The 22,056-nt window shown below is 57.7% G+C and carries 22 protein-coding genes; 21 read left to right on the forward strand and 1 reads right to left on the reverse strand.

Annotated features, from left to right (window positions below):
• Positions 1-33: 33 nt before the first annotated feature.
• The 9 genes from ACK2JC_RS27165 to ACK2JC_RS27205 all read left to right on the forward strand — a co-directional run bounded on the left by ACK2JC_RS27165 (position 34) and on the right by ACK2JC_RS27205 (position 9,263).
• On the forward strand, positions 34-762 hold the full coding sequence (locus ACK2JC_RS27165; RefSeq protein WP_007711780.1) for a YebC/PmpR family DNA-binding transcriptional regulator: 729 nt from the start codon (positions 34-36) through the stop codon (positions 760-762).
• A gap of 210 nt (positions 763-972) precedes the next feature.
• Entirely contained in the window at positions 973-1,773 is an 801-nt protein-coding gene (locus tag ACK2JC_RS27170; protein ID WP_276855262.1) for a DUF2262 domain-containing protein, read from the forward strand.
• A gap of 70 nt (positions 1,774-1,843) precedes the next feature.
• Positions 1,844-2,677, forward strand: coding sequence for an RDD family protein (locus ACK2JC_RS27175; RefSeq protein WP_276855263.1), 834 nt, complete (start codon positions 1,844-1,846; stop codon positions 2,675-2,677).
• A 261-nt stretch (positions 2,678-2,938) separates the two neighbouring features.
• Positions 2,939-3,388, forward strand: coding sequence for a PTS sugar transporter subunit IIA (locus ACK2JC_RS27180; RefSeq protein WP_227167489.1), 450 nt, complete (start codon positions 2,939-2,941; stop codon positions 3,386-3,388).
• 4 nt (positions 3,389-3,392) lie between these two features.
• Positions 3,393-4,457 (forward strand): PTS fructose transporter subunit EIIC, encoded by a 1,065-nt coding sequence (locus ACK2JC_RS27185; protein WP_227167488.1) that lies wholly within the window; start codon positions 3,393-3,395, stop codon positions 4,455-4,457.
• A 90-nt stretch (positions 4,458-4,547) separates the two neighbouring features.
• Complete coding sequence (locus ACK2JC_RS27190) at positions 4,548-4,856, forward strand: PTS fructose-like transporter subunit IIB (protein WP_007711756.1); 309 nt, start codon at positions 4,548-4,550, stop codon at positions 4,854-4,856.
• 147 nt (positions 4,857-5,003) lie between these two features.
• A complete protein-coding gene (locus ACK2JC_RS27195; protein ID WP_368271343.1) occupies positions 5,004-7,040 on the forward strand; it encodes a BglG family transcription antiterminator in 2,037 nt (678 codons plus the stop codon).
• A gap of 180 nt (positions 7,041-7,220) precedes the next feature.
• A complete protein-coding gene (locus ACK2JC_RS27200; protein WP_320937472.1) occupies positions 7,221-8,501 on the forward strand; it encodes an AAA family ATPase in 1,281 nt (426 codons plus the stop codon).
• Positions 8,502-9,263, forward strand: a complete 762-nt coding sequence (locus ACK2JC_RS27205) for a retron system putative HNH endonuclease (protein ID WP_368271344.1) — start codon at positions 8,502-8,504, stop codon at positions 9,261-9,263.
• A 99-nt stretch (positions 9,264-9,362) separates the two neighbouring features.
• On the opposite strand, the gene ACK2JC_RS27210 is transcribed toward ACK2JC_RS27205, so the two are convergent.
• Positions 9,363-10,259 (reverse strand): DUF4397 domain-containing protein, encoded by an 897-nt coding sequence (locus ACK2JC_RS27210; RefSeq protein WP_276855265.1) that lies wholly within the window; start codon positions 10,257-10,259, stop codon positions 9,363-9,365.
• Positions 10,260-10,715: 456 nt separating this feature from the next.
• Here ACK2JC_RS27210 and ACK2JC_RS27215 point away from each other — a divergent pair, with 456 nt between their 5' ends.
• The 12 genes from ACK2JC_RS27215 to ACK2JC_RS27270 all read left to right on the forward strand — a co-directional run bounded on the left by ACK2JC_RS27215 (position 10,716) and on the right by ACK2JC_RS27270 (position 22,052).
• Positions 10,716-10,985: a YabP/YqfC family sporulation protein gene (locus ACK2JC_RS27215; protein ID WP_007711748.1), complete on the forward strand. Its 270-nt coding sequence runs from the start codon at positions 10,716-10,718 to the stop codon at positions 10,983-10,985.
• A 30-nt stretch (positions 10,986-11,015) separates the two neighbouring features.
• A complete protein-coding gene (locus tag ACK2JC_RS27220; protein WP_320937474.1) occupies positions 11,016-12,260 on the forward strand; it encodes a sporulation protein YqfD in 1,245 nt (414 codons plus the stop codon).
• Complete coding sequence (locus ACK2JC_RS27225; RefSeq protein WP_092360838.1) at positions 12,257-13,261, forward strand: PhoH family protein; 1,005 nt, start codon at positions 12,257-12,259, stop codon at positions 13,259-13,261. The genes ACK2JC_RS27220 and ACK2JC_RS27225 overlap by 4 nt, the downstream gene beginning before the upstream one ends.
• Before the next feature lie 71 nt (positions 13,262-13,332).
• A complete protein-coding gene (gene ybeY / locus ACK2JC_RS27230; RefSeq protein WP_092360837.1) occupies positions 13,333-13,830 on the forward strand; it encodes an rRNA maturation RNase YbeY in 498 nt (165 codons plus the stop codon).
• Complete coding sequence (locus ACK2JC_RS27235) at positions 13,827-14,975, forward strand: DUF3048 domain-containing protein (protein ID WP_320937475.1); 1,149 nt, start codon at positions 13,827-13,829, stop codon at positions 14,973-14,975. The genes ybeY and ACK2JC_RS27235 overlap by 4 nt, the downstream gene beginning before the upstream one ends.
• Positions 14,976-14,981: 6 nt before the next feature.
• A complete protein-coding gene (locus ACK2JC_RS27240) occupies positions 14,982-16,697 on the forward strand; it encodes a polysaccharide biosynthesis protein (RefSeq protein ID WP_320937476.1) in 1,716 nt (571 codons plus the stop codon).
• A gap of 87 nt (positions 16,698-16,784) precedes the next feature.
• Positions 16,785-17,180, forward strand: a complete 396-nt coding sequence (locus ACK2JC_RS27245) for a hypothetical protein (RefSeq protein ID WP_007711737.1) — start codon at positions 16,785-16,787, stop codon at positions 17,178-17,180.
• Between the two features lie 150 nt (positions 17,181-17,330).
• Entirely contained in the window at positions 17,331-18,665 is a 1,335-nt protein-coding gene (locus ACK2JC_RS27250) for an NAD(P)/FAD-dependent oxidoreductase (RefSeq protein ID WP_320937477.1), read from the forward strand.
• A gap of 27 nt (positions 18,666-18,692) precedes the next feature.
• Complete coding sequence (locus ACK2JC_RS27255; protein ID WP_320937478.1) at positions 18,693-20,354, forward strand: NAD(P)/FAD-dependent oxidoreductase; 1,662 nt, start codon at positions 18,693-18,695, stop codon at positions 20,352-20,354.
• Positions 20,344-21,207 carry a glutamate 5-kinase gene (proB, locus tag ACK2JC_RS27260; RefSeq protein WP_007711723.1) on the forward strand — a complete coding sequence of 288 codons (864 nt, stop codon included), beginning with the start codon at positions 20,344-20,346 and terminating at the stop codon, positions 21,205-21,207. Before ACK2JC_RS27255 ends, proB begins: the two co-directional genes overlap by 11 nt.
• Before the next feature lie 21 nt (positions 21,208-21,228).
• A complete protein-coding gene (locus ACK2JC_RS27265; protein WP_227167484.1) occupies positions 21,229-21,450 on the forward strand; it encodes a DUF896 domain-containing protein in 222 nt (73 codons plus the stop codon).
• Positions 21,447-22,052 (forward strand): 5-formyltetrahydrofolate cyclo-ligase, encoded by a 606-nt coding sequence (locus tag ACK2JC_RS27270; protein ID WP_368271345.1) that lies wholly within the window; start codon positions 21,447-21,449, stop codon positions 22,050-22,052. The genes ACK2JC_RS27265 and ACK2JC_RS27270 overlap by 4 nt, the downstream gene beginning before the upstream one ends.
• The last annotated feature ends 4 nt before the right edge of the window (positions 22,053-22,056 follow it).

A 22,056-nucleotide genomic window follows, 5' to 3' on the forward strand; every position in this document is an offset into this window, starting at 1 on the left:
AACAGAATTTAATGAAGAAAGGGTGTTATACGAATGTCAGGACATTCAAAATTTGCCAACATTAAGCATAAGAAAGAGAGAAACGATGCGGCGAAGGGTAAAATCTTCACCGTGATCGGGCGTGAGATCGCCGTCGCCGTCAAGGAGGGCGGAGCGGATCCGGCCAACAACAGCAAGCTGCGCGACGTGATCGCCAAGGCTAAGGCCAACAACATGCCCAACGATACCATTGACCGCGGGATCAAGAAGGCCGCCGGTGACGCCAACGCCGTGAACTACGAGGTGCTTACATACGAGGGCTACGGCCCCAGCGGTGTGGCCATCATCGTGGACACGCTGACCGACAACAAGAACCGCACGGCCGCCAATGTGCGCAGCGCGTTCACCAAAGGCAGCGGAAACGTGGGAACTCCCGGAAGCGTTTCCTACATGTTCGACAAGAAGGGACAGATCATCATCGACAAGGAAGAGTGCGAGATGGATCCCGATGATCTGATGATGCTGGCTCTGGACGCAGGAGCTGAGGATTTCTCCGAGGAGGAGGACAGCTACGAGGTTTACACCGCGCCCGAGGATTTCAGCAAGGTGCGCGAGGCCCTGGAGGCTGAGAACATCCCCATGCTGGAGGCGGACGTGACCATGATCCCCCAGACCTGGGTGGAGCTCTCCGACCCGGAGGACATCAAAAAGCTGACCAGGATTCTGGACCTGCTGGACGAGGACGACGACGTGCAGGCGGTGTACCACAACTGGGACGAATAGGATTAAACAGATGGAGCTCTTCCCTGTTGTGCCGTAACGGCGCGCGGGGAGGAGCTTTTTGGTGAATTGCAGCAAGGGGCCGGCGCAGGCTGCGGGTGATTGCGGCGTACCCGGACGGCCGCAGCCTCAGTCGGCAGGTGATTGAGGCGTACCCGGACGGTCGCGCCTCTGCGGCAGTATAAAAGCTGGGGATATAAAGGAGAGCAGAAGATGAAGATTCAAAATGAGAGCAGACAGTTTGAAGCGCAGTTTGAGGAAAAGACGGAGGAACTGCTGTTTTTGACCGGTCCAAACGGTTTTGGAGGGGGAAGGGTGCCGGGGGAGAAGCTCTGGTCCGCCTCCATCGGATTGGCGGCGTACAAGCGCCCCGGGGAGGAGGCGGTGCAGCAGGACGGAACGTTGACGCTGAAAGCGGACGACGATCTGCTTCACCGCCTGCAGGCGCAGGTGAAGCCGTACAGTGTGATCCGCGCGGCGGTTCGTGCCGGCCGTGAGCGCCAGGCGCGTTTTATGCTGGTGGGAGAAACCTCTCCGGCCCGGGACGGGGAGCTTGAGGCGATCCTGGAGGAGCTAAAAAAACCGGTGTACTTAGAGGACGAGGTGTTGGGGCGCTTTACCCTGGACCGGCAGGTCAACTGGTTTGAGGCGGACGTGGACTGGCTGGGGCAGACGGTGCGCCTGTCCTTTGACTGGGATGAGGACGAGGCAATGGAGGACTCTCTCAGAACGGCTAAGACCCTGATGGCGGATCAGGAGGAGTGGAACCGCCGTGTGCTGGCCCGGGCCTCGGAGGACCTTCTGGAGCTGAAGAATGACAGCTGGCTGGAGGAGGACGAGGAGGAGCTTGACGCAGAGAAATTTGAGGCCCGTCTGGAGCTGGAGAGCATCGAAGTGCGGCCTGATGGAGAGTTCTGCTTCTGGTTTGAGGACGGGGATCTGTTCTGGGGTCACTCCATTACGGTGGAGGGGACGCTGGAGGGCGGTCCTGAGCAGGCGGATATTCAGGGGTAAGAACAGATGAAAATGGGTTCGGATGGGCAGTCGGAACCGGCAGGGCGGCTCTCCGGGAAGGATAGGGAGTATGAAGCGTATTTTTGCATTTTTGATTGATTATATGATTTTGCTGGCCGTTCTGATGGGACCGGTTTTTCTGGCGATTAACAGCGGCATATGGACAGGGGGAAGCTTGTCCCGGATCGGACTCCCGGCGGCGATGGCGGTCTATCTGGTATATTTTTTCTCTGCTGATTACTGGTTTCAGGGCATAACGCTGGGCAAACGTTTCCTGGGACTGCACCTGATCTGGGACCAGGGAGAGGGAAATACCAGGCTGGTCCGATCCATTCTGCACACGGTTTTTAAATGTCTGCTGATCATCGTCTGGCCCGCGACCCTGATCCTATACCTCTGCCTTGGCGGTCGGATGCCCTATGACAGACAGCTGGGTCTCTGTTACGTGCAGGGCCCGAAGGCTCCGCTCTGGAAAACGCTGCTTAAAATTGCTGCGGGTGTGGTGATTTTCTTCGCGCTGGTGTTCTCCGCGGCCTCCCTGATGTTAAGCAGTGTGAACAAAGAGGCCTATTATACGGTGAGAGACGAGAAGATTCCGTCTGTTTACACGGTTTTGGGAAAATATCGTCTGGCTGGATATTCCTCCTCCAGCAGCTCCGGCGTTTACGAGGTGCAGTACCAGTATGTGGTCCGGGGGAATGGAAATGAACTCCTGGAACAATATATGGAGTACCTGATCCAAAACGAGGGATTCGCGCGGCATGAGGAGGACGAGTCCGGATACAGGGGCAACGTCCGGGTTCTGAAGCGGCTGGCCCGGGACGGGTATGAGACGACCGCTTTTCTGGTTTCATCCCGGGACGCCCTGACGGTGAAGCTGGTCTGTGCGCAGGCTGAAAACTGAATCATCCAGACCGCGGCGGGCGGCTGCACCGATGGGTGCGGCCGCCTGCTTTTTCCCGGATGGAACGGGCCGCTGGCGCAGGCTGCGGCACACTGCCTGCCGGAATCCTTAAATTTGTGTAAAAAGTTTTTTCAAATCTTCTATCTGTTCAAAATGCACGTCAGGCTTTATGATATCCCATGTAAGAGATAAACAGTTCTTCTTCAAGCGCTTGAGAGAGACTTTTTAAAGATCCGGCGAGGCCGGGCAGGAGGTTATCAGATGGGTAAATTAATCAACAAGAATTGCATCGTGTTTGACATCCGGGGAGAGAAAAAAGATGTGATCCACAGACTGGCCGTGGAGCTTGGAAAGGCCGGGACGATCACGGACACGGAGGAATTTTACAAGGACGTTCTGGCCAGAGAGGCCATTTCCCCTACCTTCGTAGGGTTTGACATGGGTCTGCCCCACGGCAAGACCGACCACGTGCTGGAGGCCAGCGTGTGCTTCGGCCGCACCGCGGAGCCGGTGGTCTGGAATGAGGAGAGCGGCGAGACTGCGGACCTGATCATCCTCATCGCCTGCCCCCTGGCGGAGGCCGGAGACACCCATATGAAGATCCTGGCGAACCTGTCCAGAAAGCTCATGCACGAGGAATTCCGGGAATCGCTGAGAAACAGCGATGAAGAGCAGGTATATCAAATTTTAACGGAAGTTTTGGAGGGATAATGAGATGAAAGAGCAGTTAAAAACACTGAAAAAGCACATTTTGACGGGCACGTCCCACATGATCCCGTTTATCGTGGCAGGCGGTATCCTGTTTTCCCTGGCGGTTATGTTAAACCCCGCGGGAGCGGCTACCCCGGAGACCGGCTGGCTGGCCGGGCTGGCGCAGATCGGTCTGGGCGGACTGACGCTGTTTGTTCCGATCCTGGGCGGCTACATCGCTTACTCCATCGCCGATAAGCCCGGTCTGGCGCCCGGCATGATCGGAGCGTACCTGGCAAAAGAGATGGGCGCGGGCTTTTTAGGCGGCATGGTGGCCGGCCTGATCGCCGGTGTAGTGGTAAAGCAGTTAAAACGGATCAAGCTTCCCATCGCGCTTAAAACGCTGGGTTCCATTTTCATCTATCCCCTGGTGGGCACCTTTATCACCGGCGGAATCATCGTCTGGGGCATCGGCGGACCCATCGCGGCTGTGATGAACGGCCTGACGAGCTGGCTGTCCGGCCTGGGCGACGTGGGTAAGGTTCCGCTGGCTTCCATTCTGGGCGCAATGACCGCATTTGACATGGGCGGCCCGGTCAACAAGGTTGCAACGCTGTTCGCACAGACTCAGGTAGACACCCTTCCCTATCTGATGGGCGGCGTGGGCGTCGCCATCTGTACGCCTCCCATCGGCATGGGCATCGCCACACTGCTTGCGCCCAAGAAATACAACGCTGAGGAGAAGGAAGCAGGCAAGGCGGCCATTCTGATGGGCTGCGTGGGTATCACCGAGGGCGCGATCCCCTTTGCCGCCAACGATCCGCTGCGCGTGATCCCCTCCCTGATCGTGGGAGCGGTGGTCGGAAACATCATCCCCTTCCTGACCGGCGTGTTAAACCATGCGCCCTGGGGCGGCCTCATCGTGCTGCCGGTGGTCGAGGGCAGGATCTGGTACTTTATTTCCGTGCTTGCAGGTGGATTTGTGACCGCGATTATGGTAAACTTACTGAAGAAGAACAACATGGACGACGCGGTGGTCAAAGCCGTGGAGGAAGACGATCTGGACGAGATCACATTTGACGATTTATAAGATCCGCCGTCAGCCGGGCAGAAGGCGCCGGGGGCGGTACACACAATGAATATGGAACTGTAAAACAGCAAACGTTTAGGAGGAAAAAACATGAAGGTAGTCGGTATTACATCCTGCCCGTCGGGCGTGGCGCACACTTATATGGCAGCGGAGGCTTTAAAGCTCTCCGGAGAGAAGCTGGGAATCGAGGTTCTGATCGAGACTCAGGGCGGAGCGGGCGTGGAGAACCAGCTGAAGCAGAAGGACATCGACGAGGCGGCCTGCGTGGTTCTGGTCAATGACGTGGCGCTGGAAGGTCTGGACCGCTTTAAAGGCAAAAAAGTGCTCAAGATGGGCGTTTCCGATCTGATCAAGAAGTCCGACGCAGTGATGAAGAAGATTCAGGACACGTTCCAGTAAGCGCTGGTCAGGGGAGTATCAGAGCGATAAATGTTACATATGGGAATCAGGACGAGGGGAGAGGGGAGCATCTCCTCTTGTCCTGTTGCAGGTAAAAGCCGCAGGCGCAGCCCCCAGTGATTGCGCCGGCGAACGGGGGAGGCAGATATGTTTAATGGAAGAATGCTGAACATCATCCGTTACCTCAAATCCCACGGCCAATCCTCCTACAAGGAGGTGGCCAGGGATTTGAACGTCTCCGAGCGGAGCGTGCGCTACGATGTGGACCGGATCAACGATATTCTGTCCCTGGAGCGCCTGCCGGAGATCGAAAAGCATTCCAAGGGCGTGCTCGTTTACCCGGAGCACCTGGATCTTAAGGGGATGGAGGATGGTAACGAGGTCATATACACCGGTAAGGAGCGCATGTCCATCCTGCTTCTGATCCTGATGATCCGCAACGAGGACCTGAAAATCAACCAGCTGAGCGAGCAGTTCCGGGTTTCACGGTCCACGGTGAAGAACGACATGGCGGCTCTGGACGAGGAGCTGAAAAAGGACGGGATGGGCATCGGCTATTCCGGGCATTTCTACCTGGCCGGTCCAAAGATCAAGCGGGCCACCCTGCTGAACCAGGAGTTTCGCAAATACATCGAGTATCTGATCAACCCCTTCACCAGCTACAATTCCCATGAATTTTACTGCATCCATATCATTCACAAGGCATTTGAGGGCGTGTCCGTGGCTAATGTGGTGATGGCGGTGGACGATCTTTTGGAGGAGCTTCAGTGCACGCTGACCAGCAGCTCCTACCTGTGGTACATGTCGAACGTGGTGGTTCTGGTCTGGTATATTCTCCACGGCAAGGTCTACCCCCTGGACATTACCGTGGCTCCGGACTTCAACCGGGGGGCCTTCGGGCGCTTCGGGAAGCGGCTGGAGGAGATTATCGGCCGGGAGGTCTCCGAAGAACACATCCGTATGATGGCGAAAATGTTCGATTTCACCAACAAGATCGCGGGGGGAAATGCGGACGTGGACCCGGTGCAGGCGGAAGCGGTGACATTTTCCCTGATCTCCGCCATGTCCAAGCGGTTGAATATGCCCTTTGACAAGGACCGGACGCTGGTGGAAGGTCTGTTAAACCACATGATCCCCCTGATCCAGCGCATCAACAACCACGTGAGCATCCGGGACAACATGATCTCCCTGCTGCGGCCACAGGACCGCCAGATGTACAACCTCATGGCCCAGGTGTGCGCGGAGACCGATATTTTAAAGGAGATCAGCAATGAGGACGAGATCGTCTACCTGACCGTCTGCTTCATGGCCAGCCTGAAGCGGATGAAGAGCGTGCCCTACAAGCGGGTGCTTCTGGTCTGCGGCCACGGCTACGGCACCACCACCATGCTGAAGGAGTCCCTGCTCAGCGAGTATCAGATCCATATACTGGACACCATTCCCATTTATAAGGTCTCCTCCTACCCGGACTGGGCGTCCATCGATTATGTGCTCTCCACCATCAAGCTGAACAACAGCCTGCCCAGGCCCTGCCTGGTGGTGAACCCCATCCTGCAGCCCGAGGACCGGGCCGCCATCGACCGGCTGGGCGTTCCGCGCAAGACAATTCTTTCCAGCTACTACGCCATTGAGGAAAAGCTGGGGTTTCTGGACGAAGCCACCAGAGCCAGAGTGCTGGATGTGATCGAGAAGGAACTGGGATACCAGACGGTCAAGCCCTTCACCAACCCCAAGAGCTTCAGCAGCTTTTTAAAGTACGACTGCATCCGCCTGTGCCGGGAGGAGCCGGATTGGAAAAACGCGGTGCGTTTGAGCGCGGAGCCGCTGTTAAAGCGGGGATTTATCGAGGAATGCTATGTGGAGAACATGATCGGCTTTATCGGGGAGCAGGGCTTTTACGCGGTGTCCGACGACTCCTTCGCGCTGCTGCACGGCAAGGGCGTGGAGGGGATTCACCAGACCAGCTTGAGCCTGTTGATCACCGAAACGCCGGTTCATTTCGGGGAGAAGAAGGTGCGGGTGATTTTCTGCCTGGCAAGTAAAGATTCCAAGGAGCACATCCCGGCGGTGGTGACCCTCATGCGCATGGTCAAGACCACGGGCCTGATCCGGGAGCTGGAGGCGAGCCGGACCGAGGAGGAGGCGTACCAGAGCGTGTTGAACTGCGAGTTTGAGGTGTTGTAAGCAGGCGGAAACCGGGCGGATGCGAAGGGGCATCGGCCCGGTTTTTGACAGATGGTGCGGAAATAAAATTCTATTATTATGGAGAAATTTATGGTATACTACCCTTGATATGCATTGGGAAAAACAGGACGATAAGGCGCGGCAGCGGGAAATGCCGTGACCTGCGGGAGGATTATCCGGATGTTTTTAAAAGAGGTAACGATTAAAAATTACAGAGCGGTTCAAGAACTGAATTTGGAATTCAAACCGGGATTTAACCTGCTGATTGGGAATAACGGAGCGGGAAAAACGTCGGTATTGGAGGCGATTTCAGTGGGTTTAGCGGGATTTCTTGCCGGTATTGACGGGGTATCCGCGAAAAGCATTCTTCATGACGACATCCATTTTGTGTTGAATCGGGCGGGGGACGCCTCAGGCGGCATCCAATATTTTACTCCGGTGGAGATCGGCTGCGTTGCGGAAATCGGAGGAAGGGAATGGACCTGGCGGCGGCGCAGGGTGGACGCCAGCGGAAAAGCCAGAACCACCGTTGAACCGTCTGATATCCGCAGAATCGCGGGCAATATGGCGAATGATATGAATGTAAACCTGCCGCTGCTCAGCTATCAGAGCGAGGCGAGAGTATGGCAGCAGAAGCGGGGAGATTTCGGCAATGAATTAAAGAAAAAGTTAAATGACCGCAGGTGCGGATATATTGGCTGTCTGGACTATTCACTGGACATCAAGGGAATCCGGGAGTGGTGCCTGAAAATGGAGCTGGCCGCATTTCAGCAAAAACGCGAGATTGGGGAGTATGAAGCGTTTAAAGGTCTGGTATCGTCTGTGATGCAGCGGATGAGCGGTTTAGAGGAACGGCCGGTGTTGTATTACGACACTCAGGTTGGCGATATTGTGTACGTGGAAAAAGGCGAGGTGATGCCGGTTGCCCATCTGAGCGCCGGATATCAGTCTGTTATGTGGATGGTGATGGATCTGGCCTACCGCCTGGCACTGTTAAATCCGGATGCCAAAGAGCAGTTAAATACCATACCGGGCATCGTGCTGATCGACGAGTTGGACATGCATCTGCATCCGCGATGGCAGTGGAATATGATCAGCGCCCTGGAGGAAACATTTCCCAGAATACAGTTTATCGCGGCGACCCATTCCCCGATCATCATTTCCTCCTGCCGCCATGAAAACCTGATCTCCATCAATGAGGCCAGAGATATCGTCTATCTGCCATCCGCATACGGATTTTCGGTCAACGATATTTTAGACCTGCGCCTGGGCAGCGTGGAGAAGCCGGAATGGGTGAGGAAGCTGAACCGGCAGTTCGACGAAGCGATGGACCGGGAGGATGAGGAAACGGCCGGGATTATTTTAAGCAGGATGAAGGAAGCATTGGGAGAAGATCACGCGGATGTGCGGAGCGCGGAAGCGGAGCTGCAGCTGGAGGATATTTTGGGAGGAGCGGTCTGAGTGCTGTACATTAAGAAGCAAAGTCCCCCGGCGCTTGTGGCAGGCGAAGTGAGAAAGATTCAAAGATCGCCGGAGTGGAGGCGGCTTAAGGGGACGGATACAAGAGCGGTCCGGGCGTATTTTGACCTGCTGCCGAAAGAGGTGCTCCGGCAGGCCTTGTCGAAAGAGCAGAACGGTTTGTGCGCGTATTGCATGAAACGCATCACCGGCGGCCAGAGTGATACACGGATCGAACACTGGTATCCACTTTCACTGAGTAAAGAAGGGGCGCTGGATTTTAAGAATATGCTGGGCGTGTGTTACGGCGGTGAAAAAAGCGACCATACGAAGTCCTGCGTGCTTTGCTGTGACGCCCAGAAAGGCGAACAGGAGATATATGTTGATCCGCTGTCTGATGAACAGATGGAAAAAATTTCCTATCACCGGGACGGTACGATTTATACGTCGCTGTTCAATGCGAAAATGGATGACGATATCAATGGAATCCTCCATTTAAACGGTATTTTAGATAAGACCACGGGAAAGCGGCTGTCTGATACGAATACGGAGATCGTAAAAGGCAGAAGGGATACATATGAGCGGTGCAGCCGTCAGTTTGAACGGATGGCGGCTAAAAAATCGCTGACATCGTCGAACTTGAAAGGTATGATTGAAGAGATTGAAAACGCTGCGAGAAGGGGGAAAGAACTGCCCGAGTTTATCGGGGTGACCTTGTATCGCTACAAGAAGAAATATCAATGGCTTTTAAAGCATGGCCGTTGATTGATTTGACAGCACGGCTGTCCTGTTCGGTTGGAAGAACGGGGCAGCCGTATTGTTGTTAATGGGCCGTAGGCAGCGCCTGCGGGCGATTAGCTTGCGTCAGTTGGACACCACCATAGTCCTCAACCCATCCGTGGCGTTTGCCGCGTTGAAGATGTAGAGGGTGTAGGAGGTGTTGGCGCTCATGTTGGCGGCTGCCGTGGCGACGGAGACGTTGGGCAGGGAGCCGGTTCTGGAAATGTAGAGCTGGTACCAGCCGGGATAGAAGCTGGTGTAGGGTGTCACTTCACGGTAGCGCACGTTGGTGAAGGGCGTGTAGTTGCTGTTCTGATTGCCGATGGACACGTCGAAGGGCCCAAGGTTCAGAGAGAGGTTGCTGACCCGCAGACAGCTGGTGCCGATGGGCGCGTTGCAGGAGATGTCGGAAATCTCCATGATGTCCAGGCCGCTGGCCGTGTTGATGATGGCAACGGTCATGGAGCTGCCCGCCCGCACGGTGATCTGCTTCTGCACGTAGACATATCCGTTGGAGCCGGAGATGGTCACGGTCTGGCTGCCGGAGGTGGCCTGGAGATAGGTGGTCATGTCTCCGTTGCCGAAACGGCTGGCCACAAGCCAGTTGCCCAGGTAGACGAAGAAGGGCTGATAGCCGTTGCTGGCGTTTAGAAAGCGGACCCGCCCGTAGCTGTTATTGTTGCAGGAGAAGCAGGGGAAGGTGACTCCGGGGATGATGGTTACACCGCCGCCCACGCCGGGAATGATGGGACGGTAGATCGGGGGATTGCCGTCGGCAACGGGACCTCCTTCACCGGGATTGGGGAGGGGGATAACCGGAACATTAGCGTCCGGTATGGATGTATTGCCGTCGGCGACAGGGCCGCCTTCGCCGGGATTGGGAAGCGGAATAACAGGGGTCCCGGCTTCGTTGTCCACTGCGGCGGTGCTGACGATGGGTGCATCGTCATAGTTGTCGGGGTAATAGGACTGACGATTCATGTTTACCTCACTGTGTTTGATTGATTCAGTATAGTGTATTCAGGGGAGTGGGGAATTGTGAGTGAGGGAGGTGAAATTTTTTTCGCAGGGGGTACGCGCTGCCGCCGCGGGAGGGGTGCACCGGACTGCGAAGCGAAGCGCAGGATCTAATGTCCGGGGGACGGCAAAACCGCGGCACCGGCTCAATTCGCGGAGAAATCCTGAAGGCTTTCTCCGCTCAGGTCGCCTGAAATCGGGGCTTTGAGGCCCCGATTTCTCCACGGTTTTGCCGCCCCCCGGACATAAGATCCTGCGGTCCGCTTCGCAATCGCCCGGTGCACCCCTCCCGCGGCGGCAGCGCTGGGGCCCTATGGCGGAGTGAGGAAAAGGAGTCACCTTTGAAGGGGGAAATAAAGGGTATTTTTGGGAGGAGGGTGCATATAATAAAGGGAACCAGTGTGTCGGGAGTGAGGGCTTATGTTAGGGGAATCGAAGGCGGCGGCGGTGTCTGCGCTGGGGCTTCCGCGGGATGTGTTGCTGGGGGATGTGTTGGTCAGTTTTGTGGGGCGCAGGGAGGTCTGTATTGAGAATTATCGCAGCATCCTTTTATATACGGATACCATGGTGAAGGTGCAGGCCAGGACCTGTAAGGTGATTGTGCATGGGGCGCGGCTTGCCATTGCGTATTATACCAGCGAGGAAATGAAGATTACGGGCCAGATCCAGTCTCTGGAGTTTGAATCTTGACGGCCTGAGCGTGGAGAGGAGGAGGCTGCAGTGGTGGAACGGCTGCTACATAACTGGCACGGATATGTGAAGCTGAGGCTTCACGGTTATTCGCCGGAGCGTTTTTTGAATCTTTGTAATGCGAGAAAGCTGGAAATTTGGGGCATTCTCTGTAAGGATGGGGATTATGAGTTTTTTATGACGGTTCCGGGATATCGGAAGGTGAAACCGCTGGTGAGAAAATCCAGGGTGAGGCTTAGGATTCTGGAGCGGTACGGATTGCCTTTCTTTTTGTACCGGAACCGGAAACGCAAATTGTTCGGAGCCGGTCTGGCCGGCTTTTTTGTGTTTTTGTATGTGATGAGCCTGTTTGTATGGGATATCGAGTTTGAGGGAAATTATCATTATACCTATGATACGCTGATCCGGTATCTGGCGGACCAGGATGTGGATTATGGGATGTATAAGAAACGGATCGACTGCGAGGAGCTGGAGAGCGGATTCCGGGCGCATTTCCCGGAGATTACCTGGGTCTCGGCCAGGGTTTCGGGCACGCGGCTGCTGATCCATATCAAGGAGAACGAGGTGATTTCCACGCTGCCGGAAAAGGATGAGACGCCCTGTGATCTGGTGGCGGCCAAGCCGGGGGTGATCACGTCCATGATCGTGCGCCAGGGGATCGCCCAGGTGGCCATCGGGGATGAGGTGGAGGCGGGACAGGTGCTGGTGAAGGGCATCGTGCCCATTGTGAATGACGCGGAGGAGGTTGTGAATCAGTATACAGTAAGGGCGGATGCGGATGTGACGGCCAGGACGGTGAACGGGTACAGCAAGTCGTTTCCGCTGATGCACACGGAGCGGGTGGCGACGGGACGGACGCGGCGGGGGTGGTATGTGAAGGCGGGAAATGCCTCGTTTACGTTTCTTGTGCCTGCCTGGGGGGAGCAACAGTGGGATTATGTGATGGAGGAGCGGCAGCTGAAGCTTTTTTCCAATTTTTACCTTCCATTTTATCTGGGGGATATTAAGGGGAAGGAGATGTCGGCTTACGACAGGAAGTACACGGATGAGGAGCTTAAGGACATCGCGGGGCGGGAAAAAGAGTTGTTTGCGGAAAAATTAACAGAAAAAGGGGTACAAATTCTTGAAAATAATGATAGAATAGAAACGAGTGCAACCAAATGTACCATTACCGGGCAGTTCGTGACGCTGGAGCAGATCCAGAAGGCGGCGCCCCTGGCACAGGAGGAGATCATTCCCAATATCGAACCAGAGGAGACGAAAGCGACGCAATGAGTGTTATCGAGACTATGATCGACATCCCGGTTGAACATGAACGCAATGTATGCGGCCAGTTTGACTCATACTTAAAGAAAATAGAACGCACCCTGCATGTGACCATCATCGCCAGGGACGGGGAAATCAAGTTAATCGGGCCTGAGCAGACCATCCGCCAGGCCAAAAGTGTTTTCAGCAATCTGGTGGAGCTGTCCAGACGGGGCAACGCCATCACGGAGCAGAACGTGGACTACGCCCTGTCCCTCTCCTTCACGGAGAGCGACGGGCAGATCCTGGAGATCGACAAGGACATTATCTGCCGCACCATCACCGGTAAGCCGGTGAAGCCCAAGACCATGGGACAGAAGCAGTACGTGGACGCCATCCGCAAGAAGATGATCGTGTTCGGCATCGGCCCCGCGGGTACGGGCAAGACCTACCTGGCCATGGCGATGGCGATCCAGGCCTTTAAGAACGGGGAGGTGGGGAGGATTATCCTGACCCGCCCGGCCATTGAGGCGGGGGAGAAGCTGGGCTTTCTGCCCGGGGATCTCCAGAGCAAGATCGATCCCTATCTGCGGCCCCTCTACGACGCCCTGTATCAGATCATGGGGGCGGAGAGTTATCTGCACAATTCGGAGAAGGGGTTGATTGAGGTGGCGCCTCTGGCCTACATGCGCGGCCGGACTTTGGACAACGCCTATATTATACTGGACGAGGCCCAGAATACCACTCCGGCTCAGATGAAGATGTTCCTGACCCGGATCGGTTTCGGCTCCAAGGTGATCGTTACGGGAGACCAGACCCAGAAGGATCTTCCCAGCGGGGCGACCTCGGGGCTGGACACGGCCATCAAGGTTTTGAGGCGGATCGACGACATCGGATTCTGCTACCTGACCAGCTCCGACGTGGTGCGCCATCCCCTGGTGCAGAAAATTGTACAGGCCTACGATGATTTTGAGCAGAAGGGGAAGGCCACGTCCCACGCCCGCCGGACCAGGGAGCGGGACCGTTCTTAGGGAGAGCCGGGAAATGAGGCCGGGGCCCCGCAAAGGCCAAAGAACCGGCCGGACAAAGGAGAAGACAAGCTATGACCATTACCATTGAATATGAGGCGGAGAAACAGCTGGACCTGCCCTATGAGGAGATTATCCGGGATGTGGTGAACGAATCCCTGGATTACGAGAAATGCCCTTATGAGGCGGAGGTCAATGTGATTCTGACGGACAACCAGGCCATTCAGGAGATCAACCGGGAACACCGGCAGATCGACGCGCCCACGGACGTGCTGAGCTTTCCCATGGTGGACTACGAAGCGCCCTCGGATTTCGATCACGTGGAGGACGCGGTGGAGGACTATTTTAACCCCGAGACGGGGGAGCTGATGCTGGGGGACATTGTGATCAGCGTGGACAAGGTGGAGGAACAGGCGGAGAAGTACGGCCATTCCCAGACCCGGGAGCTGGCCTTTCTGGTGGCTCACAGCATGCTTCATCTGTGCGGTTACGACCACATGGAGGAGGAAGAACGGCTGTTGATGGAAGCCAGGCAGAATGAGATTCTGGAGCGCAGGGGGTACACGAGATGAGAAAAGCAGGGTGGAAGCGGATAACGGGAATTCTGTTTGCGGCCGCACTTTTGAGCGGCTGCGCAAAACAGACCTATGTGGAGGTCACCACGGCGGAGGAGACCACGGTCGCCGCCACGTCGGCTGAGATCCACATTGAGACCGCGACCACGGAGGCGGAGAAGGTGGACCCGGATCAGCCTCCCTATTACCTGCCCGAGGAGCGGGTGGAGGAGAACGGCCTCATCCGCAGCTATCTCACTGGGGAGATGACAGACGCCGCCAAGGCCAACCGCCGTCCCGTCGCGGTCATGATGAGCAACGACAAGCAGGCTCTGCCACAGTACGGCATCAACCGGGCGGGCGTGGTCTACGAGGCGCCGGTGGAGGGGGACATGAACCGTTATATGTCCATTATCGAGGATTTTGACGATCTGGAGCGCATCGGCTCGGTGCGCAGCTGCAGGACCTATTACACCTATTTTGCCAGAGAGTTCGACGCGATTTACGCCCACTACGGGCAGAGCACCTTTGCCAAGCCCTATCTGAACAATGTGGACAATATCAACGGCCTCGAGGGCATAGGCAGCGTGGCCTACTACCGGTCCAGCGACCGGAAAGCGCCCCACAACGCCTACACCAGCGGACCGCGCCTGCAGCAGTCCATCGAGAATCTGGGGTATTCCCAGGTATTTGACACGTCCTACCAGGGCCACTATCTCTTTGCGAGAGACGGTGTGACGGATCTTTTGGCGGACCGTCCCGGGGTGATGGCGGCTGATACGGTGAAACCGGGGTATACTATGAACAAGGCGTATTTCCAGTACGACCCGGAGGACGGACTCTATCACCGCTATCAGTACGGCGGCGTGCACCAGGGGAATGAAGGCCCCATCACGGTGAAGAACGTGATCTTCCAGTGCTGCCAGATGGGCCATTACGCTACCACGGAGTATCTGAACATCAACGTCCACGCGGCGGAGTGCGGCTTTTTCATCACCGGCGGACAGGCCATCCCAATCAGCTGGGAGAAGGACGGGGAGTTCGGCACCACCCACTACTATGACCTGGAGCACAACGAGATCGTGCTGAACCAGGGCAAGACCTGGGTCTGCATCATTCCCACGCGGGATTTTGATAAAATTGAAATTACAGGAAAAGAGTAACCATACATGAGCGCAACGACGAAAGAACAGACCGGAAACAAAAAGGCTTCAACGCCGGGCGGCAAAAAGGCGGCCAATTTCGTGATCCAGGGCAGCATCCTGGCCATCGCGGGCATTGTGGTCCGCCTGATCGGGATGCTCTACCGCATCCCCCTGATCAACATTATCGGAAAAAAGGGAAATGGATACTATACGTCCTCCTACGGCGTCTACAATATCCTGCTGATCCTTTCCTCCTACAGCATGCCGGTGGCCGTCTCCAAGATGGTGGCCACCAGGATGGCCAGGGAGGAACACCAGAACAGCCGCAGGATCCTGCGGGCCGCACTGGTTTACGCCACGGTGATCGGCGGCGTCGCGGCCGCGGTGCTCTGGTTCGGGGCGGAGACCTTCGCCCAGCTGATCAAGACGCCATTTTCCATGTACGCCTTAAAGACCCTGGCCCCCACCATCTGGATCATGGCCTATCTGGGCGTGCTGCGGGGGTATTTCCAGGGCACCGGTTCCATGGTTCCCACGGCGATTTCCCAAATTCTGGAACAAATTGTAAATGCCATTGTCAGCGTCGGCGCTGCGGCCCTGCTGTTTAGGATCGGAACCTCCATGAACCAGGCCACGGGCGCGACGGAGTATTCCTACGCCCTGGGAGCGGCGGGGGGAACCATCGGCACGGGAGCGGGAGCGCTGACCGCGCTGATCTTTTTTATGTTCCTGACCATGTCCCGTGCGCCGGAGCGGCGCAGGCTGGCGGAGGCGGATGTGAGCGGCAGGCGGGAGTCCTACCGGCAGCTGGCCCACACCCTGACCCTGACCATTCTGCCCATCGTGCTCAGCAGTACGGTGTACAACATCAGCAATGTGCTGGACAACTACTTCTTCGGCCAGGGTATGGATTACCTGGGCAGCTCCGAGGCGGCCATCGCCACTCTCTGGGGAATTTTGGGGCAGTACCAGCTGCTCTTTAATATCCCGGTGGCGGTTTCCAACGCGCTTTCCTCCTCTCTGATCCCCTCCTTAAGCCGTGCGGTGGCCAGCGGGAACCGGGAGCAGACGCTGGAGCGCATCGACGCCGCGGTGCGGTTTTCCATGGTGATCGCCATCCCGGCGGCCGTGGGCCTGACCGTGCTGTCCGCGCCCATCAACAACCTGCTGTTCGGCAGCGAGGACAACCTCACCGTGATCCGTCTGACCATGGCCGGTTCCCTGGCGGTGGTGTTCTATTCCCTGTCCACTGTGACCAATGCCATTTTGCAGGGACTCAACCACATGAACGTGCCCCTGCGCAACGCCTGTATCTCCCTGGCTCTCCACGTGGCGGCCCTGGAGGCCATGCTGCTGGGGGCAAAATGGGGCATCTACAGCGTGGTGTTCGCCAATATTTTGTTCGCATTTTTTATGTGCCTGCTCAACGGCGCGGCCATCGCGCGCATCGCGGGTTACCGCCAGGAGTACCGCAGGACCTTTGTGGCGCCGGGGGTCAGCGCCCTGTTTATGGGGGCCGCCGCCTACGCGGTTTACCGCCTGATCCGCCTGGCGGTTCCGGCCGGAGCCGCGGACCGCAGGTTGTGGCTGGTGGTGCAGGTTCTGCCCGCCATTCTGGCCGCGGTTGTGGTTTACGGCGTGCTGCTTGTGAAGTTTAAGGGCGTGGGCCGAAAAGAGCTGTCGGCGATGCCGGGCGGAAGGCGGCTGATTCCGCTTCTGGAGCGGGCGCGGCTGCTGTAAATATTTCTCAGAAAAAACCGGATTCATGATTAAAAACAGAACAGAAAGCAGATACTAATACTGGATTCTACAAGGAGGACTTATTCCATGAAGAAGTATATGTACTGCTTTCTGTTATTTATTGCCACGTCCATTGTCTGCCTGATCGTGGGCTACGCCGTGACCCGCTACAGCCTCCGCCAGGAACAGGCGCTGCCGGGAACCGCGGTGGAGACCGAGACGGTTAATGAACTGGAAAACCAGGTGGCTGTGAACCAGGACGAGGTCAAACCCATCCTGGAGACAGGCCCTGAGAAGGAGTTTTATCTGGTGGCGGAGTCCGGTTTTCTGCTGGTGTTCAGCAAGGACCAGAGCACCATCTGTCTTTACACCCATATTCCGGTCACGGATTTTCCGGAGACGGAGCGGGAGCGGCTGATGGAGGGAATCTGGTTTCCCACCATGATGGACGTTTACCATTATCTGGAATCCTATACCAGCTGACCCGCCGGGAAATGAGGCCCCAGGCGGCGGATTGGGGCCCGGGTGTGAGAATTATGTGAAAAGTGTTGAAATGTACGGCGAAAACAGATAAAATGTACTTCGAACATCAGACGGGACCTGCAGTCCCAAGTAAGGGATGGGAAGTGACAAATGAAACGGAAAATTATCATCATCGGAGGCGGAGCCAGCGGTCTGGTTGCCGCCATTTGCGGCGCCCGTGAGGGTGCCTGCGTGACGATTGTGGAACATATGGACCGGGTGGGGAAGAAGATTCTCTCCACCGGAAACGGACGCTGCAATATGACGAACCTGGATATGAGGCCGGAGTGCTACCGCTGCGGCCAGCCCGCGTTTCCCATGAAGGTGCTGGAGGGATTCACGGTGGAACAGACCCTGGAATTTTTCCGGGAGCTGGGCATCGAGACCAGGAGCCGGGGCGGCTACATTTACCCTGCCAGCGACCAGGCCAGCGCTGTGCTGGATGTGCTCCGCCGGGAGGTGGAGCGGCTGGGCGTCGTGGTGCTCACCGGCTGCGAGGTCAGGGAGGTGAGCGCTGTGGACGGCTTCCGCCCCGATGGCGCGGAAAAACGGAAGGCGGGGGACTGCCGCCCCGGGGGTGTCGGAAAAAACGGCGGGGAGGGCTGCGGCCCCACGGCCCCGCACTTTGTGGTGAAAACCAGCCAGGGCGATCTGACGGCCGACGCCGTGATTCTGGCGGCCGGTTCCAAGGCGGCGCCGAACACCGGCTCCGACGGCAGCGGATATGAGCTGGCAAAAGGGCTGGGACACAAGGTGATTAAGCCCTTGCCCGCCCTGGTGCAGCTGCGCTGTCAGGGAAGGCACTACAAGCAGCTGGCAGGCATCCGCACGGAGGCCCGTTTGAGCCTGTACGCGGGCGGTTCGCTGCTGGCGGAGGATACGGGGGAGCTGCAGCTGACGGATTACGGTTTGTCCGGCATCCCCACCTTCCAGATCAGCCGGTTTGCGGCCAGGGCCCTGGACGCGGGCCAGAAGGTGACGGTCCGGGTGGATTTCCTGCCCTCCTGGCCGGAGCATGAGGCGTTCGAGCGCCTGCGGGAACGGGTCTCGCGCCTGGGCTACAAGACCGCGGAGGAGATGATGGTCGGGCTGTTGAACCGGAAGCTGGCGGCGGTGCTGCTGCAGGCGGCCGGGATCGATCCCTCCCAGCCGGCGGGCGGACTGAGGAACAAGCAGATTTCCAGGCTGCTGGAACAGCTCAAATCCTACCAGGCCCTGGTTATGAGCGTGAACCCCTTTGCCAACGCTCAGGTCTGCTGCGGCGGCGTGGACACGCGGCAGGTGGACCCAGCGACTATGGAGTCCCGCTGCCGGCCCAACCTGTATCTGGCAGGGGAGATTTTGGATGTGGACGGCATCTGCGGGGGATACAATCTGCAGTTTGCGTGGTCCAGCGGAGCCGTCGCGGGGAGAAATGCGGCCCGGGGCTGCGGATCACAGGAATAAATGGTGACAGGAGAGAACAGACAGTCGATGATTCGGATTAATCAGTTAAAAATGCCCTTGGGGCACAGCGCGGACAGCCTGAAGGCCAGGGCCGCCAAGACTCTGCGGGTCAGGGAAAACCGCATTGCGGACTTAAAAATCGTGAAGCGGTCGGTGGATGCGCGCAAGAAGCCGGATATCTGCTACAGCTATGTGGTGGACGTGGCGGTGAGCGGTCTGGATATGGCCGGTGAGCAGCAGCTGGTACATAGACTCCGGGACCGGAACGTGGGAATTTCCCAGGAGAAGGTTTACCGCTGTCCGGAGTGCGGCGGGGAGCGGCTGGACCACCCGCCGGTGGTGGTGGGAGCCGGTCCCGCGGGTTTGTTCTGCGGCCTGCTGCTGGCCAGAAAGGGATACCGCCCCATTTTGCTGGAGCGGGGGCAGGACGTGGACGCCCGCACCCGGGAGGTGGCCGCCTTCTGGGAGGGCGGAACATTGAACCCGTCCTCCAACGTGCAGTTCGGCGAGGGCGGAGCGGGTACATTTTCCGACGGAAAGTTAAATACGTTGGTGAAGGACGCCTCCGGGCGCAACCGGGAGGTGCTGCGCCTTCTGGTGGAATTCGGCGCGGACCCGTCCATTCTCTATCTCAACAAGCCCCACATCGGGACGGATGTGCTGAGCCAGGTGGTGAAGGCCATCCGAACGGAGATTCTGCGCCTGGGCGGACAGGTCTGTTTCATGAGCCAGGTGACGGATGTGGAGCTGGAGGAAGGTCGTCTGCGCGCGCTGATGGTGGACGGCTCCAAACGGCTTAAGGCCGAGGCCGCAGTGCTTGCCATCGGCCACAGCGCCCGGGACACCTTTGAGATGCTGTGCAGCCGCGGCATTCCCATGGAGGCCAAGGCTTTTGCGGTGGGGCTGCGCATCCAGCATCCCCAGTCCATGATCAACCGGAGCCAGTATGGACAGGACGAAGTGGAGGAGCTGGGAGCGGCTGACTACAAGGTGACCTGGAAGGCAGCCTCCGGGCGCGGGGTGTACTCCTTCTGTATGTGCCCGGGCGGCTATGTGGTGGACGCCTCCTCAGAGCCGGGGCGTCTGGCGGTCAACGGAATGAGCTATCACGGCCGGGCGGGGGAAAATGCCAACAGCGCCCTGATCGTTACCGTGACGCCGGAGGATTTCCCGGACCGCACGGCTCTGGGCGGAATGCATTTCCAGCGGCAGCTGGAGGAGCGGGCTTACGCTCTGGGCGGCGGGAAAATCCCGGTTCAGCTCTACGGAGATTTCCGGGAAAACAGAGCAGGCGCGGAGAACTTTGGCCAGGTAAAGCCCCAGTTTAAGGGGGGCTATGCCTTTGCCAACCTGCGGAAGCTCTGGCCGGAGGAACTGTCTAAGGCGCTGATCGAGGGCGTGGAGGCGTTTGAGGGAATGATCCGGGGCTTCTCCCGCCCGGACGCCATTCTGGCGGGTATCGAGAGCCGCACCAGCTCGCCGGTGCGCATCCCGCGGGACGAAGGTCTGGAGAGCCCGGTGCGGGGAATCTATCCCTGCGGCGAGGGCGCGGGTTACGCTGGGGGAATCACCTCGGCGGCCATGGACGGCCTCAAAACGGCGGAGGAGATTATCCGCCGGTTCGCCCCGCCGGTTTATCGCAGCGATTCAATATTTACTGACAGAGAGGAATCCAACCATGCAGAATAAAGAGCGGCAAATGCTGAAGCAAAAGAAGCGTGTTGTGATAAAGATCGGCTCCTCATCCCTGACCCATCCGGAGACGGGAGCCTTGAATTTACTGAAAATCGAGCGCCTGATCCGCCTGATCAGCGATTTGAGGGGCGAGGGGCGGGAGGTGGTGCTGGTGTCCTCCGGAGCCATTGCGGCCGGACGCCAGGCCCTTGGACACACGAGAAAGCCGGACAGCCTGGCCCAGAAGCAGGCATACGCCGCGGTGGGGCAGGCGCGGCTGATGATGGTGTACCAGAAAATTTTTGCCGAGTATAACCAGACCGCGGCCCAGGTACTTCTGACCAAGGATACCATGGTCAACGACGCCTCCCGATACAACGCCCAGAATACCTTTGAGGAGCTGCTGAAGCTGGGAACCATCCCCGTGGTCAATGAAAACGACACGGTATCCACCTCGGAGATTCCCTATGTGGACAGCTTTGGCGACAATGACCGGCTCAGCGCCATCGTGACGGCCCTCATCGGCGGGGATCTGCTGATCCTGCTCTCCGATATCGACGGCCTGTACACGGACGACCCGCGGAAAAATCCCCAGGCCCGGTTTATCGGCCTGGTTCCGGAGATCACCCCGGAGTTTCTCTCCATGGGGAAAAGCACCTCGGGCAGCAGCGTGGGCACCGGCGGCATGTCGGCCAAGCTGGCCGCGGCCCGCATCGCCACGGACAGCGGGGCGGATATGGTGATCGCCAACGGCGACCATGTGGAGGTGATCCAGCAGATTATGGCCGGGGAAGAGAAGGGCACCCTGTTTCTGGCCCACCCCAACCTGGATTTTGACCTGATGCATTATCTGAACAGTGAATATTGACGACAGGAGGAGACGGAGAAAATGGATTCGACACGCATTGACCGGATCAATGAACTTTACCATAAATCCCAGTCCGTTGGGCTGACGGAGGAAGAGAAGGCGGAGCAGGCGGCGCTGCGGCAGGAGTACATAGCGGCGATCCGCGCCAGTTTGAGGGGAACGCTCAACAACATTTCCATTCAGGAGCCGGATGGGTCCATCACGGACCTGGGCAGGAAGTACGGCAAAATACAGGGGGAATGATGGGAGAGCAGAGGACGGCGGAGGAGAAAAAACAGCTGCGGCGGGAAATGCTTGCGCGGCGTGACCGGATGGAACCGGCAATGGCCGATGCGTTAAACCGGCGGCTCTGGGAACAGATGGAGCGGTGTCAGCAGCTTTGGAGCGGCATGCCGGTCTACACCTATATTTCCTACCGCTTTGAGGCGGACACCCGCAGGCTGGTCCGGGAACTTTGGAAGAGAGGGATTCCGGTGGCCGCGCCCCGGGCAAAGGACGGGCGGATGGAATTTTACCGGATCCGCAGCGAATCGGACCTGACGGCCGGGTACCGGGGAATACCGGAGCCTGTCTGCGGGTGTGAGAAAGCCTCAAAGGAGCGGGCGTTGGTGATCGTTCCGGGAGCTGTTTTTGACTTGCAGGGATACCGCATCGGCTACGGCGGCGGGTATTACGACCGGTTTATGGCCCGGGAACCCGGCCATGAGACTCTGGGGCTGGCCTATGATTTCCAGGTGATATCCCGGCTCCCGGTGGAGGAATATGACCTCCCGGTGGGGAGGATTCTCACCACTTCCGGCCTGGTAAAATGCGGCAGCGGTCCGGAAATTGACCTGAAACGGTAGACTT

The sequence above is a fragment of the Enterocloster lavalensis genome (genome assembly GCF_046603895.1).
In the GTDB taxonomy this organism is placed as follows: Bacteria; Bacillota; Clostridia; order Lachnospirales; family Lachnospiraceae; genus Enterocloster; species Enterocloster lavalensis.

Excerpts from the sequence above, each read along its gene's own strand:
- ybeY (WP_092360837.1), top strand. The coding sequence starts at position 13,333 with ATGACCATTACCATTGAATATGAGGCGGAGAAACAGCTGGACCTGCCC.
- ACK2JC_RS27235 (WP_320937475.1), top strand. The coding sequence starts at position 13,827 with ATGAGAAAAGCAGGGTGGAAGCGGATAACGGGAATTCTGTTTGCGGCC.
- proB (WP_007711723.1), top strand. The coding sequence starts at position 20,344 with ATGCAGAATAAAGAGCGGCAAATGCTGAAGCAAAAGAAGCGTGTTGTG.
- ACK2JC_RS27255 (WP_320937478.1), top strand. The coding sequence starts at position 18,693 with ATGATTCGGATTAATCAGTTAAAAATGCCCTTGGGGCACAGCGCGGAC.
- ACK2JC_RS27180 (WP_227167489.1), top strand. The coding sequence starts at position 2,939 with ATGGGTAAATTAATCAACAAGAATTGCATCGTGTTTGACATCCGGGGA.
- ACK2JC_RS27175 (WP_276855263.1), top strand. The coding sequence starts at position 1,844 with ATGAAGCGTATTTTTGCATTTTTGATTGATTATATGATTTTGCTGGCC.
- ACK2JC_RS27195 (WP_368271343.1), top strand. The coding sequence starts at position 5,004 with ATGTTTAATGGAAGAATGCTGAACATCATCCGTTACCTCAAATCCCAC.
- ACK2JC_RS27190 (WP_007711756.1), top strand. The coding sequence starts at position 4,548 with ATGAAGGTAGTCGGTATTACATCCTGCCCGTCGGGCGTGGCGCACACT.
- ACK2JC_RS27270 (WP_368271345.1), top strand. The coding sequence starts at position 21,447 with ATGATGGGAGAGCAGAGGACGGCGGAGGAGAAAAAACAGCTGCGGCGG.
- ACK2JC_RS27215 (WP_007711748.1), top strand. The coding sequence starts at position 10,716 with ATGTTAGGGGAATCGAAGGCGGCGGCGGTGTCTGCGCTGGGGCTTCCG.
- ACK2JC_RS27240 (WP_320937476.1), top strand. The coding sequence starts at position 14,982 with ATGAGCGCAACGACGAAAGAACAGACCGGAAACAAAAAGGCTTCAACG.
- ACK2JC_RS27225 (WP_092360838.1), top strand. The coding sequence starts at position 12,257 with ATGAGTGTTATCGAGACTATGATCGACATCCCGGTTGAACATGAACGC.
- ACK2JC_RS27250 (WP_320937477.1), top strand. The coding sequence starts at position 17,331 with ATGAAACGGAAAATTATCATCATCGGAGGCGGAGCCAGCGGTCTGGTT.
- ACK2JC_RS27265 (WP_227167484.1), top strand. The coding sequence starts at position 21,229 with ATGGATTCGACACGCATTGACCGGATCAATGAACTTTACCATAAATCC.
- ACK2JC_RS27245 (WP_007711737.1), top strand. The coding sequence starts at position 16,785 with ATGAAGAAGTATATGTACTGCTTTCTGTTATTTATTGCCACGTCCATT.
- ACK2JC_RS27200 (WP_320937472.1), top strand. The coding sequence starts at position 7,221 with ATGTTTTTAAAAGAGGTAACGATTAAAAATTACAGAGCGGTTCAAGAA.
- ACK2JC_RS27170 (WP_276855262.1), top strand. The coding sequence starts at position 973 with ATGAAGATTCAAAATGAGAGCAGACAGTTTGAAGCGCAGTTTGAGGAA.
- ACK2JC_RS27210 (WP_276855265.1), bottom strand. The coding sequence starts at position 10,259 with ATGAATCGTCAGTCCTATTACCCCGACAACTATGACGATGCACCCATC.
- ACK2JC_RS27185 (WP_227167488.1), top strand. The coding sequence starts at position 3,393 with ATGAAAGAGCAGTTAAAAACACTGAAAAAGCACATTTTGACGGGCACG.
- ACK2JC_RS27165 (WP_007711780.1), top strand. The coding sequence starts at position 34 with ATGTCAGGACATTCAAAATTTGCCAACATTAAGCATAAGAAAGAGAGA.